General features: G+C 73.7%; 29 protein-coding genes and 1 riboswitch. Of the genes, 17 read left to right on the top strand and 12 right to left on the bottom strand.

The features are described 5' to 3' along the window. Window positions 1-74: 74 nt before the first annotated feature. The 6 genes from ACN27B_RS02650 to ACN27B_RS02625 all read left to right on the top strand — a co-directional run bounded on the left by ACN27B_RS02650 (window position 75) and on the right by ACN27B_RS02625 (window position 5,585). Entirely contained in the window at window positions 75-1,133 is a 1,059-nt protein-coding gene (locus ACN27B_RS02650) for a PhoH family protein (RefSeq protein WP_099164027.1), read from the top strand. Between the two features lie 19 nt (window positions 1,134-1,152). Continuing rightward, a complete protein-coding gene (gene ybeY / locus ACN27B_RS02645) occupies window positions 1,153-1,626 on the top strand; it encodes an rRNA maturation RNase YbeY (protein WP_091572065.1) in 474 nt (157 codons plus the stop codon). Then, window positions 1,602-3,011, top strand: a complete 1,410-nt coding sequence (locus ACN27B_RS02640; RefSeq protein WP_355525361.1) for a hemolysin family protein — start codon at window positions 1,602-1,604, stop codon at window positions 3,009-3,011. Before ybeY ends, ACN27B_RS02640 begins: the two co-directional genes overlap by 25 nt. Continuing rightward, the gene (locus tag ACN27B_RS02635; protein WP_091071324.1) at window positions 3,004-3,390 is read left to right on the top strand and encodes a cytidine deaminase; all 387 of its coding nucleotides are present in this window, start codon (window positions 3,004-3,006) and stop codon (window positions 3,388-3,390) included. Before ACN27B_RS02640 ends, ACN27B_RS02635 begins: the two co-directional genes overlap by 8 nt. Next, window positions 3,387-4,283 carry a GTPase Era gene (era, locus tag ACN27B_RS02630; protein ID WP_099164029.1) on the top strand — a complete coding sequence of 299 codons (897 nt, stop codon included), beginning with the start codon at window positions 3,387-3,389 and terminating at the stop codon, window positions 4,281-4,283. Before ACN27B_RS02635 ends, era begins: the two co-directional genes overlap by 4 nt. A 150-nt stretch (window positions 4,284-4,433) precedes the next feature. Then, entirely contained in the window at window positions 4,434-5,585 is a 1,152-nt protein-coding gene (locus tag ACN27B_RS02625; protein ID WP_099164030.1) for an acyltransferase family protein, read from the top strand. Here ACN27B_RS02625 and ACN27B_RS02620 read toward each other — a convergent pair. Then, window positions 5,572-6,390: a DUF4097 family beta strand repeat-containing protein gene (locus ACN27B_RS02620; RefSeq protein ID WP_253866204.1), complete on the bottom strand. Its 819-nt coding sequence runs from the start codon at window positions 6,388-6,390 to the stop codon at window positions 5,572-5,574. The two genes, ACN27B_RS02625 and ACN27B_RS02620, sit on opposite strands and share 14 nt — an antisense overlap. A 102-nt stretch (window positions 6,391-6,492) precedes the next feature. Here ACN27B_RS02620 and recO point away from each other — a divergent pair, with 102 nt between their 5' ends. The 4 genes from recO (at window position 6,493) to ACN27B_RS02600 (ending at window position 8,813) form a co-directional block, all read left to right on the top strand. Then, window positions 6,493-7,368: a DNA repair protein RecO gene (gene recO, locus ACN27B_RS02615; RefSeq protein ID WP_098746932.1), complete on the top strand. Its 876-nt coding sequence runs from the start codon at window positions 6,493-6,495 to the stop codon at window positions 7,366-7,368. Beyond that, a complete protein-coding gene (locus ACN27B_RS02610) occupies window positions 7,365-8,177 on the top strand; it encodes an isoprenyl transferase (RefSeq protein ID WP_099164032.1) in 813 nt (270 codons plus the stop codon). Before recO ends, ACN27B_RS02610 begins: the two co-directional genes overlap by 4 nt. A gap of 67 nt (window positions 8,178-8,244) precedes the next feature. Continuing rightward, window positions 8,245-8,430, top strand: coding sequence for a hypothetical protein (locus ACN27B_RS02605; RefSeq protein ID WP_098746930.1), 186 nt, complete (start codon window positions 8,245-8,247; stop codon window positions 8,428-8,430). Window positions 8,431-8,561: 131 nt separating this feature from the next. After that, complete coding sequence (locus ACN27B_RS02600) at window positions 8,562-8,813, top strand: thioredoxin reductase (protein WP_355526091.1); 252 nt, start codon at window positions 8,562-8,564, stop codon at window positions 8,811-8,813. 3 nt (window positions 8,814-8,816) lie between these two features. On the opposite strand, the gene gndA is transcribed toward ACN27B_RS02600, so the two are convergent. Then, window positions 8,817-10,259 carry an NADP-dependent phosphogluconate dehydrogenase gene (gene gndA, locus ACN27B_RS02595; RefSeq protein WP_099164034.1) on the bottom strand — a complete coding sequence of 481 codons (1,443 nt, stop codon included), beginning with the start codon at window positions 10,257-10,259 and terminating at the stop codon, window positions 8,817-8,819. Between the two features lie 346 nt (window positions 10,260-10,605). On the opposite strand from gndA, the gene ACN27B_RS02590 reads away from it, so the two are divergent. Then, the gene (locus ACN27B_RS02590) at window positions 10,606-10,839 is read left to right on the top strand and encodes a hypothetical protein (protein ID WP_091572098.1); all 234 of its coding nucleotides are present in this window, start codon (window positions 10,606-10,608) and stop codon (window positions 10,837-10,839) included. Between the two features lie 137 nt (window positions 10,840-10,976). Here the strand turns inward: ACN27B_RS02590 and ACN27B_RS02585 are convergent, their stop codons facing one another. The 3 genes from ACN27B_RS02585 to ACN27B_RS02575 all read right to left on the bottom strand — a co-directional run bounded on the left by ACN27B_RS02585 (window position 10,977) and on the right by ACN27B_RS02575 (window position 14,080). Beyond that, on the bottom strand, window positions 10,977-11,777 hold the full coding sequence (locus tag ACN27B_RS02585; RefSeq protein WP_099164035.1) for an energy-coupling factor transporter transmembrane component T family protein: 801 nt from the start codon (window positions 11,775-11,777) through the stop codon (window positions 10,977-10,979). Then, a complete protein-coding gene (locus tag ACN27B_RS02580; protein WP_422743344.1) occupies window positions 11,774-13,378 on the bottom strand; it encodes an ABC transporter ATP-binding protein in 1,605 nt (534 codons plus the stop codon). Before ACN27B_RS02580 ends, ACN27B_RS02585 begins: the two co-directional genes overlap by 4 nt. A 111-nt stretch (window positions 13,379-13,489) precedes the next feature. Continuing rightward, window positions 13,490-14,080 (bottom strand): ECF transporter S component, encoded by a 591-nt coding sequence (locus ACN27B_RS02575; RefSeq protein WP_091572107.1) that lies wholly within the window; start codon window positions 14,078-14,080, stop codon window positions 13,490-13,492. A 73-nt stretch (window positions 14,081-14,153) separates the two neighbouring features. Beyond that, window positions 14,154-14,260: riboswitch (TPP riboswitch) on the bottom strand. 77 nt (window positions 14,261-14,337) lie between these two features. On the opposite strand from ACN27B_RS02575, the gene ACN27B_RS02570 reads away from it, so the two are divergent. From ACN27B_RS02570 to ACN27B_RS02555, 4 genes are all read left to right on the top strand, one after another. Then, window positions 14,338-15,174, top strand: a complete 837-nt coding sequence (locus ACN27B_RS02570) for an alpha/beta fold hydrolase (RefSeq protein WP_422743341.1) — start codon at window positions 14,338-14,340, stop codon at window positions 15,172-15,174. Continuing rightward, the gene (locus ACN27B_RS02565; protein ID WP_099164036.1) at window positions 15,171-15,920 is read left to right on the top strand and encodes a sugar isomerase domain-containing protein; all 750 of its coding nucleotides are present in this window, start codon (window positions 15,171-15,173) and stop codon (window positions 15,918-15,920) included. The genes ACN27B_RS02570 and ACN27B_RS02565 overlap by 4 nt, the downstream gene beginning before the upstream one ends. Window positions 15,921-16,071: 151 nt before the next feature. Next, complete coding sequence (locus ACN27B_RS02560; protein WP_099164037.1) at window positions 16,072-16,575, top strand: DUF6328 family protein; 504 nt, start codon at window positions 16,072-16,074, stop codon at window positions 16,573-16,575. Window positions 16,576-16,688: 113 nt separating this feature from the next. Beyond that, complete coding sequence (locus tag ACN27B_RS02555) at window positions 16,689-18,650, top strand: acyl-CoA dehydrogenase family protein (RefSeq protein WP_422743338.1); 1,962 nt, start codon at window positions 16,689-16,691, stop codon at window positions 18,648-18,650. A 56-nt stretch (window positions 18,651-18,706) separates the two neighbouring features. Here ACN27B_RS02555 and ACN27B_RS02550 read toward each other — a convergent pair whose 3' ends face one another. The 7 genes from ACN27B_RS02550 to ACN27B_RS02520 form a co-directional block, all read right to left on the bottom strand. After that, entirely contained in the window at window positions 18,707-18,877 is a 171-nt protein-coding gene (locus ACN27B_RS02550; RefSeq protein ID WP_172967943.1) for a hypothetical protein, read from the bottom strand. Window positions 18,878-18,886: 9 nt separating this feature from the next. Then, window positions 18,887-19,492, bottom strand: a complete 606-nt coding sequence (locus ACN27B_RS02545; protein ID WP_099164039.1) for a hypothetical protein — start codon at window positions 19,490-19,492, stop codon at window positions 18,887-18,889. 52 nt (window positions 19,493-19,544) lie between these two features. Further along, entirely contained in the window at window positions 19,545-19,847 is a 303-nt protein-coding gene (locus tag ACN27B_RS02540) for an ArsR/SmtB family transcription factor (RefSeq protein WP_091572124.1), read from the bottom strand. Between the two features lie 43 nt (window positions 19,848-19,890). Then, window positions 19,891-20,766, bottom strand: coding sequence for a metal ABC transporter permease (locus tag ACN27B_RS02535; protein WP_099164040.1), 876 nt, complete (start codon window positions 20,764-20,766; stop codon window positions 19,891-19,893). Between the two features lies 1 nt (window position 20,767). Then, window positions 20,768-21,532 (bottom strand): metal ABC transporter ATP-binding protein, encoded by a 765-nt coding sequence (locus ACN27B_RS02530; protein WP_355526118.1) that lies wholly within the window; start codon window positions 21,530-21,532, stop codon window positions 20,768-20,770. After that, on the bottom strand, window positions 21,529-22,488 hold the full coding sequence (locus ACN27B_RS02525) for a metal ABC transporter substrate-binding protein (protein ID WP_422743334.1): 960 nt from the start codon (window positions 22,486-22,488) through the stop codon (window positions 21,529-21,531). The genes ACN27B_RS02530 and ACN27B_RS02525 overlap by 4 nt, the downstream gene beginning before the upstream one ends. A gap of 78 nt (window positions 22,489-22,566) precedes the next feature. Beyond that, on the bottom strand, window positions 22,567-22,830 hold the full coding sequence (locus ACN27B_RS02520; RefSeq protein WP_091572141.1) for a DUF6703 family protein: 264 nt from the start codon (window positions 22,828-22,830) through the stop codon (window positions 22,567-22,569). 27 nt (window positions 22,831-22,857) lie between these two features. Between ACN27B_RS02520 and ACN27B_RS02515 the strand changes: the two genes are divergently transcribed. Both ACN27B_RS02515 and ACN27B_RS02510 read left to right on the top strand, forming a co-directional pair. Next, complete coding sequence (locus ACN27B_RS02515) at window positions 22,858-23,199, top strand: antibiotic biosynthesis monooxygenase family protein (RefSeq protein ID WP_091572145.1); 342 nt, start codon at window positions 22,858-22,860, stop codon at window positions 23,197-23,199. A 97-nt stretch (window positions 23,200-23,296) separates the two neighbouring features. Next, window positions 23,297-23,770, top strand: coding sequence for a hypothetical protein (locus ACN27B_RS02510; RefSeq protein ID WP_091577089.1), 474 nt, complete (start codon window positions 23,297-23,299; stop codon window positions 23,768-23,770). The last annotated feature ends 40 nt before the right edge of the window (window positions 23,771-23,810 follow it).

Genomic DNA, 23,810 nt, shown 5'->3' with positions numbered 1-23,810 from the left:
AACCGTACGCCGCGCCAGCAGGGCCCGGCGCCGAGATCGGAGAGCAGGTGGCGCAGGGCCCGACGGCCCGACCTATGACCGGCACCCCACCTCCCGGCCCGCCCCGCGTGCAGACCAGGATCACGGTCCCCGACCAGAAGATCATGGTGAACCTGCTCGGCGCGGGTGACGAGATCCTGCGACTCGTCGAACGCTCGGTCAACAGCGACGTCCACGTGCGCGGCAACGAGATCACCATCACCGGCGCGCCCGCCGACAACGCCCTCGCCGAGCGCCTCTTCAGTGAGCTGCTCGAACTGATCGAGAAAGGCGAGACCCTGACCACAGACGCCGTCCGGCGTACCGTCGGCATGCTCGAGCAGGGCAGCGCCGAGCGGCCCGCCGAGGTCCTGACGCTCAACATCCTCTCCCGGCGCGGCCGCACCATCCGTCCCAAGACGCTCGGGCAGAAGAAGTACGTCGACGCGATCGACGCGCACACCATCGTCTTCGGCATCGGCCCGGCCGGCACGGGCAAGACCTACCTGGCCATGGCGAAGGCCGTCCAGGCGCTCCAGGCCAAGCAGGTCAACCGGATCATCCTGACCCGGCCGGCCGTCGAGGCGGGCGAGCGGCTGGGCTTCCTGCCCGGCACCCTGAACGAGAAGATCGACCCCTACCTGCGCCCGCTCTACGACGCGCTGCACGACATGCTCGACCCGGAGTCCATCCCGAAGCTGATGGCCGCCGGCACGATCGAGGTCGCCCCGCTGGCATACATGCGCGGAAGGACGTTGAACGACGCGTTCATCATCCTGGACGAGGCGCAGAACACCACGCCCGAGCAGATGAAGATGTTCCTCACCCGGCTCGGCTTCGGTTCCAAGATCGTGGTCACCGGTGACGTCACCCAGGTGGACCTTCCGGGCGGGACGACCAGCGGCCTGCGCGTGGTCCGGGAGATCCTGAACAACGTCGAGGACGTGCACTTCGCCCAGCTCTCCAGCTCCGACGTGGTCCGCCACAAGCTGGTCGGCGACATCGTCGACGCGTACGCCCGCTGGGACGCCGAGCGGGAGAACCAGCAGGCGCAGAGCGTGCACGCCGTGCCGGGGCGGACCGCCCAGGGCGGCCGGGCCGGCCGGCGCCGCTAACCACCAGAGGAAGACAGAGTTGTCCATCGAGATCGCCAACGAGTCCGGTGTCGAGGTCGACACCGACGCCGTGCTCGCCGTGGCCCGGCACGCCCTCGACGAGATGGGGGTCAACCCCCTCGCCGAGTTGTCCGTGCTGCTGGTCGACATCGAATACATGTCGGAGCTGAACCACCGCTGGATGGGTGGCGACGGTCCGACCGACGTGCTCGCGTTCCCCATGGACGAGGGCAGCGTCGACCACGGGCCGGGGGAGAGCGCCCCGGCCGGCGGCGAGCCGGCCCTGCTCGGCGACATCGTGCTCTGCCCGGAGGTGGCGGCCAAGCAGGCGGCCGCCGCCGGGCACTCCGCCGCCGACGAGCTGCACCTGCTCACCGTGCACGGCGTGCTGCACCTGCTCGGCTACGACCACGCCGAGCCCGAGGAGGAGCGGGAGATGTTCGGTCTCCAGGCCCGGCTGCTGGCCAGCTGGCGGTCGACCCGGTCGCGGTGATGGTCACCCTGGCGGCGGTCGGCGCTCCGGCCGGCCTGCCCGATCTTCAACTCCTGGTCTTCGCGGCCGGGCTGGTGGTCCTCGCCGGCCTGATCGCGATGACCGAGGCGGCGCTGGCCGCGGTCTCCCCGGCGCGCGCCGCCGAGTCGGCCCGGGACGGCGCGCGCGGCGCGCGCGCCCTCCAGGCGGTCGCCGGTGACGTGGTACGCCACCTCAACCTCCTGCTCCTGCTTCGCCTGCTGGCCGAGCTGACCGCGACCACGCTGGTCGCGCTGGTGGCGGTGGACACGTTCGGCGCCGGCTGGCGGGCCGCGCTGGTGACCGCCGGCGCGATGACGGTGGTGAGCTTCGTGGTGGTGGGGGTGGCGCCGCGCACGCTGGGCCGGCAGCACGCGTACGCGGTGGGCCGGGCGGTGGCGCCGCTGGTGCGCTGGCTGGGCCGGGCGTTGAACCCGCTGGCCTCGCTGCTGATCCTGATCGGCAACGCGGTCACCCCGGGCAAGGGCTTCCGGGAGGGGCCGTTCGCCACCCAGGTGGAGTTGCGTGAGCTGGTCGACCTGGCCGAGCAGCGCGGCGTGGTGGAGCACGGCGAGCGCCAGATGATCCATTCGGTGTTCGCGCTCGGCGACACCATCGCCCGGGAGGTCATGGTCCCGCGCACCGAGATGGTGTGGATAGAGGAGAGCAAGACGCTGGCGCAGGCGCTGGCGCTCTTCCTGCGCTCCGGTTTCTCCCGCATCCCGGTGATCGGCGAGAACGTCGACGACGTGCTCGGCGTGCTCTACCTGAAGGACCTGATCCGGCGTATCCAGGGCGATCGGGGCGCGCGGGAGATGCCGGTGGCCGAGCTGATGCGCCCGGCGACGTTCGTGCCGGAGTCCAAGCCGGTGGACGACCTGCTCTCGGAGATGCAGGCGGCCCGCAACCACCTGGTGATCGTCGTCGACGAGTACGGCGGCACCGGCGGGCTGGTCACCATCGAGGACATCCTGGAGGAGATCGTCGGCGAGATCACCGACGAGTACGATGTCGAGCGCCCGCCGGTCGAGCACCTGGCGGACGGGGCCGTGCGGGTGACCGCCCGGCTGCCGGTGGAGAATCTGGGCGAGCTGTTCGACACCGAGCTGCCCACCGACGAGGTGGAGACGGTCGGTGGCCTGCTCGCCCAGGCGCTCGGTCGGGTGCCCATCCCGGGCGCCGAGGCCGAGGTGTCCGGCCTGCGGCTGATCGCCGAGGGCACCACCGGCCGGCGCAACCGGATAGACACCGTGCTGGTGAGCCGGGCCGAGCCGGGCGCCGCGTCGGAGGGCGCGGGGCGCGGCGAGCAGTCCGAGTCCCGTGGCAACAACAACCGTTCCGAGGAGAGGCAACCCGCCGATGCCTGAGTCAGCCGCCGTGCCGGCCGCACTGCCCACCCCCGCCGATCCGGCCGAGCTGAGCGCCGAGGACGGCAAGCTCGTCGTCCTGGCCCGGGGCGCGCGGGGCCGGGTGGGGGCCGTGGAGGGCGCGGCGGTCCGCGACCAGGACGGCCGAACGTACGCGGCGGCCAGCGTGGCGCTGCCGTCGCTCACCCTGACCGCGCTCCAGCTGGCGGTGGCGTCGGCGGTGGCGGCCGGTGCGAGCCGGCTGGAGGCGGCGGTGGTGGTGACTGAGGCGTCGACGCTGGACGGGGCCGGGCACGCCGCGGTGCGTGACCTCTCCGCCGACGCGCCGATCCACGTGGCGGCGCCGGACGGTGCGGTCCTCGGCACGGTGGTCGAGTGACCACGGCCCAGGAGCGTCCCTACCGGGCCGGTTTCGCCTGTTTCGTCGGCCGACCGAACGCCGGCAAGTCGACGTTGACCAATGCGATCATCGGCACCAAGATTGCGATCACCTCGAACAAGCCGCAGACCACCCGGCACATCATCCGGGCCGTGCTGCACCGGCCGGAGTCCCAGCTCGTGCTGGTCGACACGCCCGGCCTGCACCGTCCCCGCACGCTGCTCGGCGAGCGCCTCAACGACCTGGTCCGGGAGACCTGGAGCGAGGTCGACGTGATCGGGCTCTGCGTCCCGGCGAACGAGCCGGTCGGCCGGGGTGACCGGTTCATCACCGGCGAGCTGGCCAGCCTGAAGGCCACGGTGCTGGCCGTGGTGACCAAGACCGACCTGGTCGACAAGAAGCGGCTGGCCGAGCAGTTGCTGGCGGTCAGCGAGCTGGGCGAGTTCGCCGCCGTGGTGCCGGTGAGCGCGGTCTCCGGGCACCAGGTGGACACGCTGGTGGACGTGATGACCGGCTACCTGCCGGAGTCGCCGCAGCTCTACCCGGACGACATGCTCACCGACGACCCGGAGCAGGTGCTGGTCGCCGAGCTGGTCCGGGAGGCGGCGCTGGAGGGGGTCCGGGACGAGCTGCCGCACTCCATCGCCGTGGTGGTCGAGGAGATGATCGCCGAGGGCAACCTCACGAAGATCTACGCCGACCTCTACGTGGAGCGGTCGAGCCAGAAGGCCATCGTCATCGGGCACCGCGGCAGTCGACTCAAGCACGTCGGCACCACCGCCCGGCGGCAGATCGAGGAGCTGCTCGGCACCCGGGTCTACCTGGACCTGCACGTCCGGGTGGCGAAGGACTGGCAGCGCGACCCGAAGCAGCTGCGCAAGCTCGGCTTCTGACCGGGGCCGGGGCGCGCCCCGGTCCTGAATGATCTGGATCAGTCAGTCCTATGGGACATCTCACGTTCCACTGACGTCGGTGACTGTTTCGCGGCTCGCCGGAGCAGGGTAGGGAACCATGTCCCTGCCCCCGGACACGGCTGCGAGCTGATGCGAAACCGCTACCTCGACCTGCTCCGTTTCCTGGCCATCGTGCGTGTCGTCACCTACCACGTCACCGGCTACGCCACGCTCACGCTGGTGTTCCCGGCGATGGCGGTGATGTTCGCGCTGGCCGGGTCGCTGATGGCCGCCTCGCTGGACCGCACCGGGGTGCCCGCCGTCGGGCGCCGCCTGCGCCGTCTGCTGCCCTCGCTCTGGGTGCTCGCCGCGGTCTTCGTGCCGGCCATGCTGCTCACCGGGCTGCCGCTCACGCCGAAGGTGCTCCTCTGGCTCTTCCCGATCAGCGACCCGCCGGCCAACTACTGGGGCGGGCTGGCGCTGAGCCCGATCTGGTACCTGCGGGACTACCTGTGGTTCGTGCTCGCCTCGCCGCTGGTGCTGTGGCTGTTCCGCCGGGCGCCGCTGCCCACGCTGGCCGCCCCGTACGCGCTGCTGGCGGCGATCGAGTTCGGCGTGCTGGCGAACCCGCCGACCGTGCTGCGCGAGTTCGGCCTCTACTTCGGCGCGTGGCTGCTCGGCTTCGCCCACCACGACGGCCTGCTGCGGCGCATGCGCAACCGGGTGCTGCTGCCGGTCGCCGGGGTCCTCGGCGCCGCCGGCCTGGCCTGGATCGCCACCCACCCGGGTCCGCGCGGCTACGACATCAACGACATCCACCTCGGCAACGCGCTCTGGTCGGCCGCGTTCATCCTGGTGGCGATCGGCCGCGCGCCCACCGGCGCCGACTGGGTCGACCGGGTTCCGGCGCTCGGCCGCGCTGTGACGGTGGTCAACCGGCGGGCGCTGACCGTCTACCTCTGGCACATGCCGTTCGTGGTGGCGCTCACCCCGCTGGTCGGGCTGGTCGGCTGGTCGCCGCGCGACCCGGTCGGCCTGTGGCTGCGGGTGGGACTGGTGTTCGTGCTGGTCGGCGTGGTGACGCTGCTGGTCGGGTGGGTCGAGGACCTGGCCGCCCGGCGTACCCCGGAACTGGTTCCCGGCGGGACCCGGCGGACCGTGGCCGACCGGGCGGCGGCCGCCCCGGCCAGTCCGGCCCCCGCGGGCGCGGCGGGCGGACTGGTCGGCGTCGGGGTCCGGGTGCCGGCGCCCCGCGACGGCGAACGCGTCGCGGAGGGCGCCCGCTGGCTCAGCGCGCGGTGACGGTGACGTTGCCGCTGGTGGCGGAGATGTCGAGCAGCACCGACGCGCCCGGGTCGTTGGTCACGGTGACCTCCGTGTCACCGGACTTCGCGTCCGCCCGCACCCGGTAGCGGCCGTCCGGCACGACCAGGTCGACGTCCCCGCTGGTGGCGTGCAGTCGGGCCGGCGCGGGCTGGTCCAGCTCGACGGTGAGGTTGCCCGAGGTGGCCTCCGCGTCGATCGCGGAGGTGAGCCGGCGGGCCTCGATGTCGCCGGATCGCGCCCGCAGCCGCACCGGGTGGGTCGCCTCCACCAGCCGGATGTTGCCGGAGCTGGTCGCGGCGCGGACCTCACCGGTCGCCCCGCTGACGGTCAGGTCCCCGGAGCTGAGCGTGAACTCCACCGCGCCGACCCCGCTGAGGTCGACGTTGCCCGAGCCGGTGCCGCCGCGCACCGCCACGCCCGGTGGCGCGGTCACCTCCCAGGAGATGCTGCACCGCTGGCCGCAGTCGGTGGGCAGCACCAGCTCGTCGCCCCTGATCTCGTACCGGCTGTTCGGCTCGCCGCCCTGGTAGCGCACCACCCGCTTGATCCGTACCTGGTCGGCGGGGCCGTTGGCGCGGACCATCACGTCCCCCGACCCGCCGTCGTCGACGGTGATCCGGGCGATCTTCGTCCGCTCGGTCTGGTCGTAGTCGAGCCGGCGGAACGACAGGGTGTCACACCCGGCGAGGACGATCAGCGTGGTGGCCGCGGTCGCGGCCACCACGCCACGCGGCGATCGGAGAGCGGTGCGCGGCCGGAACGCCGTTCGGAGCGAAGCCATGGCCAGCACACTAGGGCCGGCCGGGCGGCCGACACATCGGGGATCGCCCGCCGACGCACCCCGAGCCGACCCTGAGATCGCACCCCGAGGGAGAATGGCCTGATGGCCGGGTACCGCCGACAGCTCTACCGCGACGACGCGGTGGTGCTGCGCGTGCAGAAGCTGGGCGAGTCCGACCGGATCATCACGCTGTTCACCCGCCGGCACGGCCGGTTGCGTGCGGTGGCCCGCGGCGTCCGGCGCACCTCCAGCCGCTTCGGCGCCCGGCTGGAGCCGTTCGGGCACGTCGACCTCCAGCTCGCCGGCGACCCCAAGGGCAACCAGGGCAGCTCGCTGCACACCGTCAGCCAGGTCGAGGCGATCGAGCTGTACGGCAAGCGGTTCCTCGGCGACTACCCCCGCTACACGGCGGCCAGCGCGATCGCCGAGACCGCCGAGCGGCTGACCCCGGTGGAGCGGGAACCCTCGCTGCGGCTGTTCCAGCTCACCCTCGGCGCGATGAAGTCCCTCGCCCGCGGCGACCACGCCACCACGCTGGTGCTCGACGCCTACCTGCTGCGGGGCATGGCGTTCGCCGGCTGGGCGCCCGCGCTGAGCGCGTGCGCGGTCTGCGGCGAGCCGGGCCGGCACCGCGCGTTCTCGGTGCCGGCCGGCGGCGCGGTCTGCCCGGACTGCCGACCCCCCGGCGCCGCCCACCCCGCGCCGGCCACGCTGGCGCTGATGTCCGCGCTGACCACCGGCGACTGGGCGTACGCCGACGCCGCCGACAACGGCGTCCGCCGGGAGTGCAGCGGGCTGGTCGCGGCGCACCTCCAGTGGCATCTGGAACGCGCGCTACGCTCGCTGCCGCTGGTCGACCGGGGTGGCCCGGCGACCGGCGCGGTCCCGCCGCCCGACGGGGCGGGACCGGGTGTGGTCCCGCCGCGCGCCGGCTCCGGGCCCGCAGCCGCCGGTGTGAACAGGGAGATGACCGAGTGATCCGATCGACGAGGGCGCGCCGCCGCGAGCCGGTGCCGCCGACCCCGCACCCGTCCGGCGCGCGCCCGCCGGCGTTGCCCGCGGGCGCGCTGCCCCGGCACATCGCCATCGTGATGGACGGCAACGGCCGCTGGGCCAAGGAGCGCGGGCTGCCCCGCACCAAGGGGCACGAGCAGGGCGAGCACAGCCTCTTCGACACCATCGAGGGCGCGATCGAGCTGGGCGTCCCCTACCTGTCGGCGTACGCGTTCTCGACCGAGAACTGGCGGCGCTCGCCGGACGAGGTCCGCTTCCTGATGGGCTTCAACCGCGACGTCATCCGCCGCCGCCGCGACCAGCTCGTCGACCTGGGCGTGCGGGTGGTCTGGTCGGGGCGGGCCGGGCGGCTCTGGAAGAGCGTGATCTCCGAGCTGCAGACCGCCGAGGAGATGTCCCGCGACAACTCGACGCTGACGCTGCAGTTCTGCGTCAACTACGGCGGCCAGGCGGAGATCGCCGACGCCGCCGCCGCGATCGCCCGTGACGTGGCCGCCGGCAAGCTGCACCCGGACAAGGTCACCGAAAAGACGGTGGCCCGCTACCTCTACCACCCCGAGGTGCCCGAGGTCGACCTGTTCCTGCGTCCCTCCGGCGAGCAGCGCATCTCCAACTTCCTGCTCTGGCAGACCGCGTACGCCGAACTGGTCTACCTGGACACGCTCTGGCCCGACTTCGACCGCCGTCACCTCTGGTACGCCTGCGAGCTGTACGCCCAGCGGGACCGACGCTTCGGCGGGGCGCTGCCCAACCCGGTGGCCCCGGGAGTCTGAGGTCACGCTTAGCGACGCGCCGCGCTGGGTACGAGTATCCACAGCAGCCAACGCGGAGGTGAACCACATGATTCAGAAGCGGATCGCGCAGTGGGCGGTCATGGCGGTCGCCGTGCCGCTGGCGGCGGCCGGCGCGCGCCGGCTCAGCCACTCCCTGGAGGCCCGTCGTGGCCCGACCGGGGTGAGCCGCCTGCTGACCAAGGGCGCCGACATGATCCGGCCGCAGAAGGCCAAGCGCCGCCGGTTCTTCTGACCCCGACGGTCGGCCCCGTGCCGGCCGTCCCGCGAACGCCCCGCATCCGGCTTTCCGGCCGGATCGCGGGGCGTTCCGCTTACGATCGGCGCAGGGCGCGCCGCCGGGACGCGCCGCCACGGGGGTGGAGAATGCGCGATCTCCGGTACGAGATGACGGCCGCCCTGGCCGGCGCCGACCTGGTGGAGCCGGGGCGCCGCGAGGCGGTCGCCGAGCTGTGTGCCGGGGTGGCCGAGCGCTGGTGCGCCGACGTCGGACACACCCCGGCGGTCCGCTCCGGCGAGATCGGTGAGCTGGCCGCCGGTGAGCCGGCCGCCGACTGGGCCCCCGAACCCGGGTCGGCTCCGACCCACCGCCGTCCGTCGCCCGAGCGGGCGTGGTGAGGCTCAGGCCTCCACTTCGGAGCGGTCGCCCGCCCAGCGGGTGTGGAACGAGCCGTCCCGGTCCACCCGGTGGTAGGTGTGCGCGCCGAAGTTGTCCCGCAGCCCCTGGATCAGGGCGGCCGGCAGCCGCTCGGCGCGCAGCGCGTCGAAGTAGGCCAGCGACGACGCGAAGGCCGGGGCCGGCACACCCGCGCGGGCCGCGTCGGCCACCACCCGTCGCCAGGCCGGGACCCCGGCGCTGACCCGGTCGGCGAACCAGGGGGCGACCAGCAGCGTCGACAGGTCCGGCTCGGCGTCGTACGCCTCCCGGATCCGGTCCAGGAAGCGGGCCCGGATGATGCAGCCGCCGCGCCAGATGGTGGCCGTGCCACCCAGGTCGATGTCCCAGTCGTACTCCCCGCTGCCGGCCCGGATGTGGTCGAAGCCCTGGGCGTACGCGACGATCTTGCTGGCGAGCAGCGCCCGGCGGACGTCCTCGACGAACGCGTCCCGGTCGTCGACCTGCCACTTGTCGCCGGCGTCGGCGAACACCCGGCGGGCGGCCGCACGCTGGTCGGCGTGCCCGGACAGCGACCGGGCGAACGTGGCCTCGGCGATGCCGGTGATCGGGATGCCCAGGTCCAGCGCGCTCTGCACGGTCCAGCGGCCGGTGCCCTTCTGCTCGGCCTGGTCGAGCACCACGTCCACGAACGCCCGGCCGGTGGTGGCGTCGGTGTGGCCGAGCACGTCGGCGGTGATCTCGATGAGGAAGGACTCCAGCTCGCCGCCGTTCCACTCCCGGAAGATCTCCGCGATCTCCGCCGGGCTCGCCGACAGGCCGGCCCGCAACAGGTCGTACGCCTCGGCGATGAGCTGCATGTCGGCGTACTCGATGCCGTTGTGCACCATCTTCACGAAGTGCCCGGCGCCGTCCGGGCCGATGTGCCGGCAGCAGGGCGTCCCCTCGACCTGCGCGGCGATCTTCTCGAAGATCGGTCCCAGCTTGCGGTAGGACTCCGCCGAGCCGCCGGGCATGATGCTCGGGCCGCGCAGCGCGCCCTCCTCGCCGCCGGAGACGCCGGTGCCGACGAAGTGCAGCCCGTGCGCGCGCAGCGCCTCCTCCCGACGGCGGGTGTCGGCGAAGTGCGCGTTGCCGCAGTCGACGACGATGTCCCCCTCCTCCAGCAGCGGGACCAACTCGTCGATCACGGCGTCGGTCGGCGCGCCGGCCTTCACCATCACGATCACCGCACGCGGCCGCTCCAGCGAGCCGACGAAGTCGGCCAGCGACTCGGACGGCACGAAGGTGCCCTCGTCGCCGTGCTCGGCGACCAGGCTGCGGGTGCGTTCCGGCGAGCGGTTGTGCACCGCCACGGCGAAACCGTTGCGGGCCAGGTTCCGGGCCAGGTTGCGACCCATCACCGCCAGACCGGTGACCCCGATCTGCGCCGTCGCCTGTTGTGCCATGCGTACCGCCACCTCTCGTCCTCGCTGCCGTGCTGCGACCGTATCGCGGTCGCCGGGGGAGTGGGCCGGGACGTCGACGCCGGGTGAGTGGCCGGTGGCGGTGCGTTCTGCGGTAATTCGGATGCGCGACCGGTTCGGGGCGGGATAGCCTTCCGGCATGCGTAACTGACGCCCTTCTTCCGAGCCCGGTCCACCGCCGTACGTGCCGTGGACCCGTCCTGCTCCGGGCGTCCGCATCCTCTCCCGCCGCCGTGGTTCGCGGTGTCTGTCGCGGTCGGATCGCACCCGGGGCGTACCCGCTCGGCGCGTCCGTGGTCGGCGCGCCCGCCAGACAGGAGGACCGCGGATGCCCGCGAAGCGCAGCCCGAAGAAGTCCCGCAAGCCGTCGCCGTCGCTGCGGGAGGTGACCCCGAGGGATCTCGACGCGCTCACCGTGGCGCCGTCGACGCCGGTGTCCCTGCCGACGGAGCAGGCCCCGGCGCCGCCCACGGCCGGCCCGCCCGCCGGTCGCCAGGGGCGGGTGACCGGGCGCAGTCAGCGCGCCGGCCAGACCCGCTTCTACGCCTTCCGCCGCAGCTGACCGGCAGAGCCCCGGGCGCGCCCGCGCCCGGGGCTCCACCCTTCCCAACGGCGTCGACCATGAAGTTGGCGGCGACATTCCGGGCACCGAGTGCCGCCAACTTCATGATCGACCACGTGGGGCCGCGCTGGGGTGGGTCAGCCGATGAGAGGGCGGAAGGTGCCGAGGAGGATGCTCGTGGTCAGGGCGGCGCCGGCCAGGAGCGCGGCGGTGACCACCAGCAGGGCGTCGGCCGGGGTGAAGTGCTGCCGCCGGGCCACCGTGCGCGGGGTCCCGGCGTCGAAGCCCCGTGCGTCCATCGCCACGGCCAGCCGGGTACCCCGCCGGATCGCGCCGACCAGCAGCGCGAACGCGGTCGACGCGAACAGCCGCAGCTTCGCCAGCGGGTTCCGGCCGGCGTCCACGCCCCGGGCCCGGCGGGCCATGCTGATCATCCGCCACTCCTGTTCCAGCAGCGGGACCATCCGGAACGCGGCCAGCGCGCCGATGGCGAACCGGGCCGGCGCCTTCGCGTTCTGGATCAGCGCGTCGGCCAGCTCGGTCGGATCGGTGGTGGCGAAGACGACGATCCCGGGCAGCGCCACCGCGAGCATGCGCAGCACCAGGCCCAGCGCGGTGACCAGCACACCCTGGGTGACCAGCACCGGGCCGGCGTCGAGCAGCACCGGACCGGACCGGTCGGCGGCGAAGAGCACCAGCGTGACCAGGATGCCCACGGCTCCGGCCAGCAGCGGCCAGGCCCGCCGGGCCAGCACCCGGTAGCGGACGCCGAACAGCGGCAGCACCGCCAGCTCGATCGCGATGGCGATGGCCGGCGCGACCGGGTCCAGCGTCGCCACCAGCACGAGCGTGAAGACCAGCGCGGCGGCCACCTTCGCCACCGGGTTGCGCCGCGCCAGCGGGGCGTCGGGCGCCGCGACCGGTTCGAGATCGATCACGGCGTGCCCGCCCCTCGCCGCGGAGGCGGCGACTGTCCGTCCGCGCCGGGACGCGTCGGAGGTGACGGTGGTCCGTCCGCGCCGGGACGGCCGACTGACTCGCTGGCGCCGTGGCCGCCCGGCGGTGAGCCGACGGGATCCGGCGGACCGGCGGACCCGGCAGTGCGCGTCCGGTCGGGGTCCGCGGACGGGCGGTCCAGGGTGAGCGTCCGGTCGGCCAGCGCGGCGACGAAGTCCGCGTCGTGCGTCACCGCGACCACGCCGTGGCCGGCGTCGCGCAACTCGGCGAGCAGGTCGACCAGCTCCAGCCAGGTCCGCCGGTCCTGGCCGAACGTGGGTTCGTCGCAGATCAGCAGGCGGGGCGCGGTGGCCAGGGCGGTCGCCACGCTCAGCCGCCGCGCCTCGCCGCCCGAGAGGGTGTACGGATTGGCGCCGGCCAACCGGTCCAGTCGCAGCCGGTGCAGCAGCGCGTCCACGGTGTCGGTGACGTCCGCCTCGGACCGGCCGGTACGGCGTGGGCCGAGCGCCAACTCGTCCCGCACCGTGCCGGTGACGAACTGGTGCTCCGGGTCCTGGAACACCGAACCGATCCGGCGTGCCAGCGCGGGTGCCCGCCAGCGGTACGGGGGAGTGCGCGCGTCCCGGCCGGCCAGCTCGGCGGAGGCGGTGAGCGCGCCGGTCCCGGGGCGCAGCAGGCCGCCGAGGAGCAGTGCCAGCGTGGACTTGCCGGCGCCGTTGGGGCCGAGGACGGCGAGTGCCTCGCCGGCGCGTACCCGAAGGTCGGTGGGGGCCAGCCGGGGCGGCAGGCCGAGCCGGTCGGCGGCGAGCAGCACGTCGCCGGGCGGTGTGGTGGCGTGCCGCGGCGGGACGGTGTGTCCGGGCACCCAGACCCCGGCGGCGGCCAGCGCGTCGCCGTGCGCGGCGAAGACCGTCTCGGGCGGTCCGTCGGCCCGCACCCCGCCGCCGGGCTCCAGCACCACCACGCGGTCGACCAGCGGCAGCGCCTCGGCCACCCGGTGCTCCACCAGGATCAGCGTGGTGTCCGGGTCGAGCGCGTCCGCGACGGCCCGGCGGATCAGGGTGGCGCCGGTAGGGTCGAGGTTGGCGGTGGGCTCGTCCAGCAGCAGCAGCCCGGGGCGCAGCGCGAGCGTCCCGGCCAGGGCGAGGCGTTGCTGCTCGCCCCCGCTGAGCGCGGCGGTGGGGCGATCCCGGGGGTAGGGGAAGCCGACCCGGCGCAGTGCCTCGTCCACCCGGGGCCAGATCTCCTCGGCGGGTACGCCCCGGTTCTCCAGCCCGAACGCGACGTCGTCGCCCGAGCGGGCCATCACCAGCTGGGTCTCCGGGTCCTGGAAGACCACGCCGACGCGTTCGCGGGCCTTGCGCGGGTCCAGCCCGTCGATCTCGACGGTGCCCTCCTGCTCGCCGGAGTCCTCCGGAAGCAGCCCGGCCAGTGCCGCCAGCAGCGTGCTCTTGCCGGCCCCCGAGGCGCCGAGCAGCAAGACCCGTTCCCCGCTCTCCACCCGCAGGTCGACGCCCCGCACCGCCCAGGCCCGGCGCCCCCCGTGCCGCCACCCGAACCCCCGGAGAACCACCCCGCTCACCGTCCCACACCCCCTCCCGTTCCGACCCAAGCCTCGGTGATCAAGGAGTTCGCGTCCGGGAAACCGCCCGCCGCCGACGCGAACTCCTTGATCAACATGGCGGGAAACCGGTCAGACCAGGGCGCGGTCGCGGCCGGCGGGGAAGCGGTCCAGGACGCCGGTGTTCGCCAGGGCCCGGGTGAGCAGGTGCGCGCCGAGGCCGGCCACGACGGTGGCGCTGACGATCGTGATCAGGGCGTAGGGGATGCGGTAGGAGGTCAGCTCGTAGGCCTTGTTCCAGTAGACGAAGTCGAAGATCGCCGCGCCCAGGCCGGTCAGCGCCCCGGCCAGCACCGCCACCGGCAGCCGGAACGAGCGGTAGCGGAACGCGGCGAACGCCAGCTCGGCGCCGATGCCCTGCATCAGGCCCTGGAGGATCACGATGCTCGCCCACTGGCTGCCCAGCAGCGCGGAGACGATCGCGGCGACGGTCTCGCAGTAGAGCGCCGCGCCCGGCTTGCGGATGATCAGGCCGGCGAGCACCGCCGGGATCAGCCAGACGCCGTAGAGCAGCGCCTGCGCCGGCGGGAAGAACGCGAACGCCGCGTCGGTGGCGCTCCAGAGCAGGCCCCAGGCCCAGAAGACGACGCCGAAGGCGACGGCGATCACCGAGGCGACGACGATGTCGACCGTACGCCAGCGGTTGCTGTCGGTGTGGCTCATGACGGACTCCCAGTTCAGATGAGGAACCAGGAGAAGACGCACGCCGCGCCCGGAACGCCCGGACGGCGGCGCGGCTGGAGGTCGACCGAACTCCCTGCGCTGGCATTACCCAGATCAGGTTCGAGGGTCTGCGGGCCTCGGCCCGCACTCTCAGCGCTGTGCGCTCCCCTGTCGGATGTGAAGTTGTCTCGTCGCAGACGCTAGCACCGTCGCCTGCCCCGGGCCCAGCAGGGCAACTGTCGGCTACGGTGGCGATCATGCGGGTGAAGGCGCGGGGACTGACGTTCGAGGTACGCACCGGCGGCCCCGCGGACGGCGACCCGGTCCTGCTGCTGCACGGCTTCCCGCAGCACTCCGGCGAATGGGACGCGGTCACGCCCGCGCTGCACGCGGCCGGGCTGCGCACGTACGCGCTGGACCAGCGCGGCTACTCGCCCGGCGCGCGGCCGACCGCCGTCGAGGCGTACCGGATCCCGGAGCTGGTGGCCGACGCGGCCGGCGTGCTGGACGCGCTCGGGGTGACCCGGGCGCACCTGGTCGGCCACGACTGGGGCGCGATCGTGGCCTGGGGGCTGGCGGCGGCGCACCCGGAGCGGGTGCGGACGCTGACCGCGGTCTCGGTGCCGCACCCGGCGGCGATGGGCCACGCGCTCGCCACCGACCCCCGGCAGAAGGCGAAGTCCGCCTACATCGCGCTGTTCCGGATGCCGGGCAAGGCGGAGAAGGTGCTGCTGGCGCTGCGCGGCGCCGCGCTGCGGCGGCTGCTCGGCGGGGTGGGGGACGCCGACGCGGTGGCCCGCTACGCCGAGCCGATGCGCGAGCCGGAGGCGCTCACCGCGGCGCTCAACTGGTACCGGGCGATGAGCGGGACGGACATGAAGGCCGTCGGAACGGTGGGCGTGCCGACCACGTACGTCTGGAGCGACCGGGACGTGGCGATCGGCCGGACGGCCGCCGAGGCGTGCGCGGCGCACGTCACCGGGGACTACCGCTTCCTGGTGCTCGACGGCGTCAGCCACTGGATCCCCGACGAGGCGCCCGGCCCGCTGGCCGCCGCGATCCTCGCCCGGTGCACAGGAGCGGAGGAAGCATGACGGTGAGCGCCGAGGACTACCTGGCGGTGGTGACCGAGACGATGGGCCGGGTGGCTGCCGAGCAACGGCGGAACGTGGCCGCGGCGGCCGACCTGATCGCCACGGCGCTGCGCGCCGACGCGGTGGTGCACGCCTTCGGCACCGGGCACTCCGAGGCGCTCGCCATGGAGATCGCCGGAAGGGCCGGCGGGCTGGTCCCCACCAACCGGATCGCGCTGCGTGACCTGGTGCTGCGGGGCGGGGAGCCGGCCGACGTGCTCGGCCCGAAGCTGGAACGTGAGCCGGCCGTGGCGCACCGCCTCTACGAGCTGGCCCCGATCCGGCCGCAGGACGTGTTCGTGCTGGCCTCCAACTCGGGCGTGAACGGGGCGATGGTGGAGTTCGCCGCGATCGTGAAGGAGCGCGGGCACGGGCTGGTGGCGATCACCTCGGCCCAGCACTCGGCCCGGATGACGTCCCGGCACCCGTCCGGCCGCAAGCTCGCCGACTTCGCCGACGTGGTGCTGGACAACGGTGCCCCGTACGGCGACGCGACGCTGCCGCTGCCCGGCGGCGGCGCGGTCGGCGCGGTCTCCTCGATCACCGCGGCGCTGCTGGCCCAGCAGATCGTCGCCGAGGTGGTGGCCCGGCTGCTGGCCGCCGGCGAACGGCCGCCGGTCTACCTTTCCGCCAACATCAGCGGCGGCGACGAGCACAATGCGGAGTTGGAGGCACGGTACGAGGGCCGCATCCGCCGCGGAGCGTGAAGCGCGAGGAGTGAGCCGGGGTTGCGAGCCCCGCAGTCGCGAACCAGCGAGGGCCGTGAGGACGTTTCGCGATCACTCGGGCGGGGCACTGGCGGTGCTGCCGGCGGGCGTTCACCCGCCGGCCGTGCCGTCTTCACCGGAGGTTCGCGAGTTGTCCAAGGAATCCGAGAAGCAGCGCTGGCAGCGCAACTTCGCCGACCTGCTGCAGGAGCTGCGCGTCGCGCAGACCGGCGTGCAGATCCTGTTCGCCTTCCTGCTGACGATGCCGTTCAGCAACGCCTTCACCCGGACCACCGAGTTCCAGCGCGACGTCTACATCGTGGCGCTGCTGGCCGCGGCGGCCGCCGCCGCGATGATCATCTCGCCGGTCGCGTTCCACCGCGCGTTGTTCCGCCAGGGACGCAAGCCGGAGCTGGTCCGGTTCGCCCACCGGATGGCCTCCGGCGGCCTGTTCTTCATGCTGATCGCGATGGTCAGCGCGGTCCTGCTGGTCACCGACTTCGTGCTGCCCCGGCCGGTCGCGTTCGTGCTCAGCGCGGTCACCGGGATCTGGTTCCTGACCTTCTGGGCCATCCTGCCGTTCGCCCGGCGCAACTGGGGTGAGGACGACATCGACGACGAGGACGACGACCCGCGGACGCTGTCCGGCGACTGACGGTCCGCCAAATCGGGCGTGCACGCGACGCTACCCCTGGGTAACACCCGGGGGTAGCGTCGGTTTCGTCGAGCGCGTCGACCGCAGCCGGACCGACCATCCAGGAGGCAGCCGTGACCACGACACAGAACAGCCGGCCCGAGTCCGCCGACGGCGCCGGGCCGCTGCCCGCCGAGGCGGGCCAGGTCTCCGAGAAGGAGGCCCGCCAGGTCGCCGAGGCGGCCCGCGAGGCTGCCTGGGACCGGCCCAGTTTCGGCAAGGAGCTGTTCCTCGGCCGGTTCCGGCTCGACCTGATCAATCCCTGGCCCCGGTCCGATCCGGACGACGTGGCCCGCGCCGACGAGTTCCTCGGCGCGTTCGGGGCCTACCTCAGGTCTGAGGTGGACGGCGCGGCGATCGAGCGCGACGCGCGCATCCCCGACGAGGTGTTCCACGGGATGGCCGGGCTCGGCGCGTTCGGCATGAAGATCGACCGGAGGTACGGCGGGCTCGGGCTGAGCAACCTGCACTACTGCCGGGCGTTGATGCTCGCCGGATCGGTGAGTCCGGCGATCGGCGCGCTGCTCTCCGCGCACCAGTCGATCGGTGTGCCGCAGCCGCTGAAGATGTTCGGCACGCCCGAGCAGAAGGAACGCTTCCTGCCCCGGCTGGCCGCCGGCGAGGTCTCCGCGTTCCTGCTCACCGAGCCGGACGTCGGCTCCGACCCGGCCCGGCTGGCCACCACCGCCGAGCCCACCTCCGACGGCACCGGCTACCGGCTCAACGGGGTGAAGCTCTGGGCCACCAACGGCACGGTCGCCACCCTGCTGGTGGTGATGGCCCGGGTGCCGGCGGCGGAGGGGCGGCGGGGCGGCATCACCGCGTTCGTGGTGGAGGGCGACAGCGACGGCATCACGGTGGAGCGGCGCAACGCCTTCGTGGGGCTGCGCGGCCTGGAGAACAGCCTCACCCGGTTCCACGACGTCTTCGTGCCGAAGGAGAACGTGATCGGCGGCGAGGGCAAGGGGCTCAAGATCGCCCTGACCACGCTGAACACCGGGCGGCTCTCGCTGCCGGCGATGTGCGTCGGCGCCGGCAAATGGGCGCTCAACGTGGCCCGGGAGTGGGCCGCCGACCGGGTTCAGTGGGGCCGGCCGGTCGGTGAGCACGAGGCGGTGGCGAAGAAGCTGTCCTTCATCGCCGCCACCACGTACGGCATGGAGTCGATGCTCGACCTGTCCTGCCTGCTCGCCGACGACGACCGCAACGACATCCGGATCGAGGCGGCGCTGGTCAAGCTCTACGCCAGCGAGATGGCCTGGCGGATCGCCGACGAGCTGATCCAGATCCGGGGCGGGCGCGGCTACGAGACGGCCGACTCGCTGGCCGCCCGGGGCGAACGTCCGGCCGCGGTCGAGCAGCTGCTGCGCGACCTGCGGATCAACCGGATCTTCGAGGGCTCCACCGAGATCATGCACCTGCTGATCGCCCGGGAGGCGGTCGACGCGCACCTCTCGGTCGCCGGCGACATCATCGACCCGGACGCGGGGCTGGGCCGTAAGGCGAAGGCCGGCGCACGGGCCGGCGCCTTCTACGCGAGGTGGCTGCCCACGCTGGCCGTCGGCCGGGGCCAGGCGCCCGGGGCGTACCAGGAGTTCGGGCCGCTGGCCGGGCACCTGCGGCACGTCGAGCGGACCTCGCGCAAGCTGGCCCGCTCCACCTTCTACGCGATGTCCCGCTGGCAGGGGAAGATGGAGCGCAAGCAGGCGTTCCTCGGCCGGGTGGTGGACATCGGCGCCGAGCTGTTCGCGATGTCCGCGGTCTGCGTCCGGGCCTACGCCGAGCTGGCCGAACACCCGGAGAACGTCGAGCTGGCCGACCTGTTCTGCCGCCAGGCCCGGCTGCGCGTCGACGAGCTGTTCACCGGCCTCTGGTCGAACACCGACTCGGTCGACGTGGCCGCCGCGAAGCGGATCGTCGCCGGCCGGTACGCCTCGCTGGAGACCGGGGTGGTCACCCCGTCCGCCGACCTGCCCTGGGTGGCCCGGTGGCAGCCCGGCCCGTCCACCGCCGAGGACGTCCGCCGCCGCCTGTAAGGAAGGGCCCCCTGTTAACGCGTCCGGTAGGGGAAGGGACCCCTCTTAACAGCCGCTCAACCGCGGGCGATCGCCCACGCGATCACCGCCGCCAGGATCAGGCCGTTGAGGGCGGCCAACACCAGGTACGCCGAAGGCGGGATCTTGCGACCCTTACGGACGAAACTCACCAGCACGCCCGCGTAGCCCAGCAGCAGCACGGCGACGACGATCAGGAAGTACAGCACCGGCACACCCTACCGGCCGGCCCGCAGCCCCAGCCTGCGCAGCTCCAGCGCGGCGAGCGCGTCGACGGTCTCGTCGTCGCCGCGCCGCCACGCCTCGGCCACGTCCGGCGCGATCCGGGTGAGCTTCGACAGCGGCTGGCCGGCGAGCGCGCGCAGCGCCAGCAGGTCCCGGCCGGCGGGCGCGGTGGCCATCGCCTTCGCCGCGCCGGCGCGGCGCATCCAGCGGACCCGCAGCGGCAGCCAGCCGAACAGCACCAGGCCGAGCGGGAACACCAGCACCGCGATGGTCAGCGCGAGCGCCAGTTGCCCGACCAGCTCCTGCTGGTCGCGGCCGGCCTCGGCCATCGCCCGGGCGGCGTCCGCGGCGCGGTTGAAGGGGGCGGTCAGCTCGTCGCCGACCAGCGGCACCCGGCCGACCTTGCCGCCGGCGTCGGCCAGGTTGTCGGCGAGTCCGCCGCCGGCCCCCTCCAGCTTCTGCCCGGGTACGGCGAGCTTCTCGACCAGGTCGTGCAGCCACAGCGCGAAGCGGATCGCCGCGTACACCCAGGCGACCACGAGCAGATCGGTGAGGAACTGGCGGACGGCGGTCGGAAAACGGTCGGCGTAGATCTTCACGCCGGACAGCCTGCCACGGGGGGTGGGCATCGGCACAGGGCCGATCCGCGACTCAGGACGACCCTTCGCCGGCGTGGCTCACCGCGTCCGCCACGATGTGCGCGACGTGCTCGTCGACCAACGCGTACGCGATCTCCCGGCCGCGCCGCGAGCCGCGCACCACGCCGGCGCCGCGCAGCACCCGCAGGTGCTGGGAGACCAGCGGCTGGGGGGCGCCGAGCTTCTCCACCAGCTCGTGCACGCACCGCTCGCCCTCGGCCAGCTCGCTCACGATCGCCAGCCGGATGGGGGCCGAGAGCGCGCGCAGCAGGTCGCCCGCGCCCTCGAAGGCGTCGTACCCGTTCGTGCCGGTCACCCCGTAACGGTAACCAATGCCAGCTGCGCCGGCCGGCGCGGCCTCACCTGAGCACCACCTCGTGCTCGGCCGGCTCGGCAACCGGCGCGTGCCCGGTCGACCGACCCCGACGCCGCACCGCCCGGACGCCGGCCGCGCCGAGCGCCACCAGCAGGAACGAGCCGATCGCCACCAGCACCACCGAGGCGCCGGGCGCGGTGTCGGCGGTGGCCGCCACGAAGACCCCGGCGCCCGCGGCGAACAGGCCCAGCGCCATCGCCGCCGTCATGGTGGACCGGAAGCCCCGGGTCACCTGCTGGGCGGTGGCGACCGGCACCACCATCAGGGCGCTGATCAGCAGCACCCCGACCGCCCGCATGGCGATGGTCACCGTGACCGCGGTGCCCACCGCGATGAGCAGGTTCAGCGCCCGCACCGGCAGGCCGGAGACGCGGGCGTACTCCTCGTCGTGGCAGACCGCGAACAGCGCCGGGCGCAGCGCCAGCATGGTCACCAGCAGCACCGCGCCGAGCACGCCGATGGTGACCAGGTCGGCCTGCGACGTGGTGGTCAGCGACCCGAACAGGTAGGCGTTGAGCGACCCGCTGCTGGCGTCGGAGAGCCCGACCAGCATCACGCCGCCGGCGATGCCCCCGTAGAAGAGCAGCGCCAGCGCCAGGTCCCCGGAGGTGCGCCCGTACGCGCGGACCAGCTCGATGACGACCGCGCCGAGGGTGGCCGCGAGCACCGCCACCAGCACGGGGGAGCGGTTCAGCAGCAGCCCCGCGCCGACGCCGGTGAGCGCCACGTGCCCGATGCCGTCGCCGATCAGCGCCAGCCGGCGCTGCACCAGGTAGATGCCGAGCGCCGGCGCGGCCAGCCCGATGACCAGCGCGCCGACCAGGGCGCGGAGCATGAAGTCGTACTGGAAGAGGTCCATCTCAGATGCCTGTCCAGAGCCCGGCGGGCTCCTCGTCGCAGTGCGGGTGCACGTGCTCGTGGTCCGGGTCGGCGTGGTGGCCGGCCGGCTCGGGCACCGCGCCGTCGTGGGCGATCCCGCCCTGGTGCACCACCACGGCCCGGCTGATCAGCGGGCGCAGCGGGCCCAGCTCGTGGGCGACCAGCAGCACCGTGCCCCCGCCGTCGCGGAACGCGCGCAGCGCCCCGGCGAACGCCTCCTGGCTGGCCGCGTCGACCCCGGCCGTCGGCTCGTCGAGCACCAGCAGCTCCGGCCCGCCGGCCAACGCGCGGGCGATCAGGGCGCGTTGCTGCTGGCCGCCGGAGAGCGTGGCCACCGGGTCACCGGCCCGGTCGGCCAGCCCGACCGCGCGCAGCGCCGCCGTCACCGCCTCCCGGTCGGCCCGCCCGGCCGGCCGGAGCACGCCCCGGCGGGCCAGCCGCCCGGACGCCACCACCTCGCCCACCGTGGCCGGCACGCCGCCGCCCGCGCCCAGCCGCTGCGGGACGTACCCGATGCGGTGCCAGTGCCGGAAGCGGCGCTGCGGCGTGCCGAAGAGGGCGACCGACCCGGCGCCGAGCGGTACCAGGCCGAGCGCGGCGCGGACCAGCGTCGACTTGCCGGACCCGTTGGCGCCGAGCACGGCGACCACTTCGCCGGCGGTCACGGTCAGTGAGACGTCACGCAGCACCGGCCGGCCGTCGTAGCCGACGGTCGCGTGCGCGATCTCGATCACGGGTGGGGTCATGAGCAGTCCAGAGCGGTTCGCAGGGTCTGCAGGTTGGCCCGCATGGCGGAGAGGTAGTCGCCCTCGGCGGGCGGGCCCTCGATCGGGTCCAGGACCGCGGTCTTCGCCCCGACCTCCCGGGCGATCGTCTCGGCGACCTTCGGGCTGACCAGCGTCTCGAAGAAGATCGTACCGGCCTGGTGCTCCCGAGCCTCCTTCGCGACCTCGGCGAGCCGCTGCGGGGAGGGCTCCGACTCCGGGGTGAGGCCGCTGATGCCGATCTGCTCCAGCTTGTAGTGCTCGGCCAGGTAGCCGAAGGCGGTGTGGCTGGTCACGATCTCCCGGCGCTGGCAGGTGCGCAGGCCCTCGGCGTACGCGGTGTCCAGCGTCGCCAGCTCGGTGCGCAGCGCGCCGGCCCGCGCGGTGTAGTCGGCGGCGTGGTCCGGGTCGGCCCGGCCGAGGCGCTCGGCGAGCTTGTCGCCCACCGTGGCCAGCCGGGTCGGGTCGAGCCAGAGGTGCGGGTCCTTGCCGCCGCCCTCCTCCTCGTGACCGGCCTCCTCCCCGTGACCGGCCTCACCCTCGTGCTCGTGCCCGCCGGCGGCGGCGTCGAGCAGCGGGGCCACCCCGGCCACGTCGAAGGCCCGGTCGCCGCCGTTCTGCTCGACCGCCTCGTCCACCGCCGGCTGGAAGCCGGTGAGGTAGACGATCAGCTCGGCGTCGACCACCTGGCCCACCTGGCGCGGGTTCAGCTCCAGGTCGTGCGGCTCCGCGCCGGGTTTGGTCAGGTTGCTCACCGCGACCCGGTCGCCGCCGATCCGCTCGGCCAGGAACTGCAGCGGGTAGAACGCGGCCACCACGTCGACCTTGTCCGGGTCCTTCCCACCACCGTCGCCGGTCGAGCAGGCGGCGAGACCGCCGACGGTGAGCAGGGCGGCGGTGGCGGCGGCGAGAGCACGGGGAGTGGCACGAACGGTCATGGGATCAACTGTCCGTGACAACGAAAATTATTGTCAAAAACGCATGATTGCATGTCACCGCAGGTCAGGCCGCACGGATCAGCCGACCATCAGCTTGGCCAGCGCGACCGCGATCAGCAGGGTCAGCATCAGCAGCCGGAGCACCCGGGTCGCCGGCGCCTGCACCGGCCAGGTCACCGTCATCAGCCAGACCAGGCCGGCGGCCAGCACCAGCAGCAGGACACCGCCGGCCGGCCCGGGCGCGAACAGGCCGACCAGCACCAGGACCAGCGCGGCGAGGAACACCGTCGTCGGGTTGAGCCGGGCCAACCGGGACAGCACGGGACTCTGCGTACGCTGCATGCCACAAACTCTACGAGGAGGAACGCCGTGCTGGTCACCAACCGGTTCGTGGTGGACGCCGAAACGGCGGACGAGTTCACCCGGGAGGCGCACGCGGCGCTCGCCGCACTCGCCGCCCGGCCCGGTTACCTGCGAGGTGACCTGCTGCGGGCGCTCGACGACCCGGCCCACTGGTGCCTGCTCACCGAGTGGGAGTCGGTCGGGGCGTACCGGCGGGCGCTGGGCGGGTTCGACGTCAAGGTCAGCGCCGTGCCGCTGCTCGCCCGATCGGTGGACGAGCCCTCGGCGTACGAGACGCTCGCCAGCGCCGCCCCGCAGGGCGAGATCGTCGTCGTCGCCAGTGATCGTGCCGCAGGTCCTTACCGCTGAGTCCCGGGGCACTACCCTGGCGCGTATGACCGCTCCCGGACCGGCCGCACCACCCCCGTCGCCCGTGCCGCCCGGCGCCCCGCCGGCGGACCCGGGCGTGCCCGCGCCGCCGCCCGGTCCCGGCGTCGCCCCGCCGTTCGCCGCCCCGCCCACCGAGGGCGGTCGGTCCCGACTCTGGCTCGGCCTCGGGGTCGGCGCGCTGGCCGTGCTGCTCTGCTGCGGCGGAGGCGGCGCGGCCGTGGTCGGGCTGGCCGTGAGCAACGTGCAGGCGGTCGGGGAGCAGGGCCGGGCCGTCACCGACGACTACTACCAGGCGCTGGTCGCGCGGGAGTGGTCCAAGGCGTACGACCAGCTCTGCGACGACGCCCGGCGACGCGAGTCCCGGCCGGAGTTCGAGCAGCGGGTCGCCACCGAGCCGCAGATCTCCGGCTACCGGGTGGGCGACGTCGACACCGCCTCGCTGACCGTGCCGGTGGACGTGACGCTGGCCGGCGGCCGGCGGGAGGCGCAGACCGTCACGCTGGCACCCGACCGGCAGACCGGTGGCATGGAGGTCTGCGGGGTGAGCTGAGGCGCTCCCCGGTATTCTGCTGGGCCCGGGACCGACGCGG

The sequence above is a fragment of the Micromonospora sp. WMMD754 genome, assembly GCF_049315235.1.
Classification (GTDB): domain Bacteria; phylum Actinomycetota; class Actinomycetes; order Mycobacteriales; family Micromonosporaceae; genus Micromonospora; species Micromonospora sediminicola.
The sequence above is the reverse complement of the archived record's forward strand: the minus strand, read 5'-3'. Positions and strand labels throughout refer to the sequence as shown.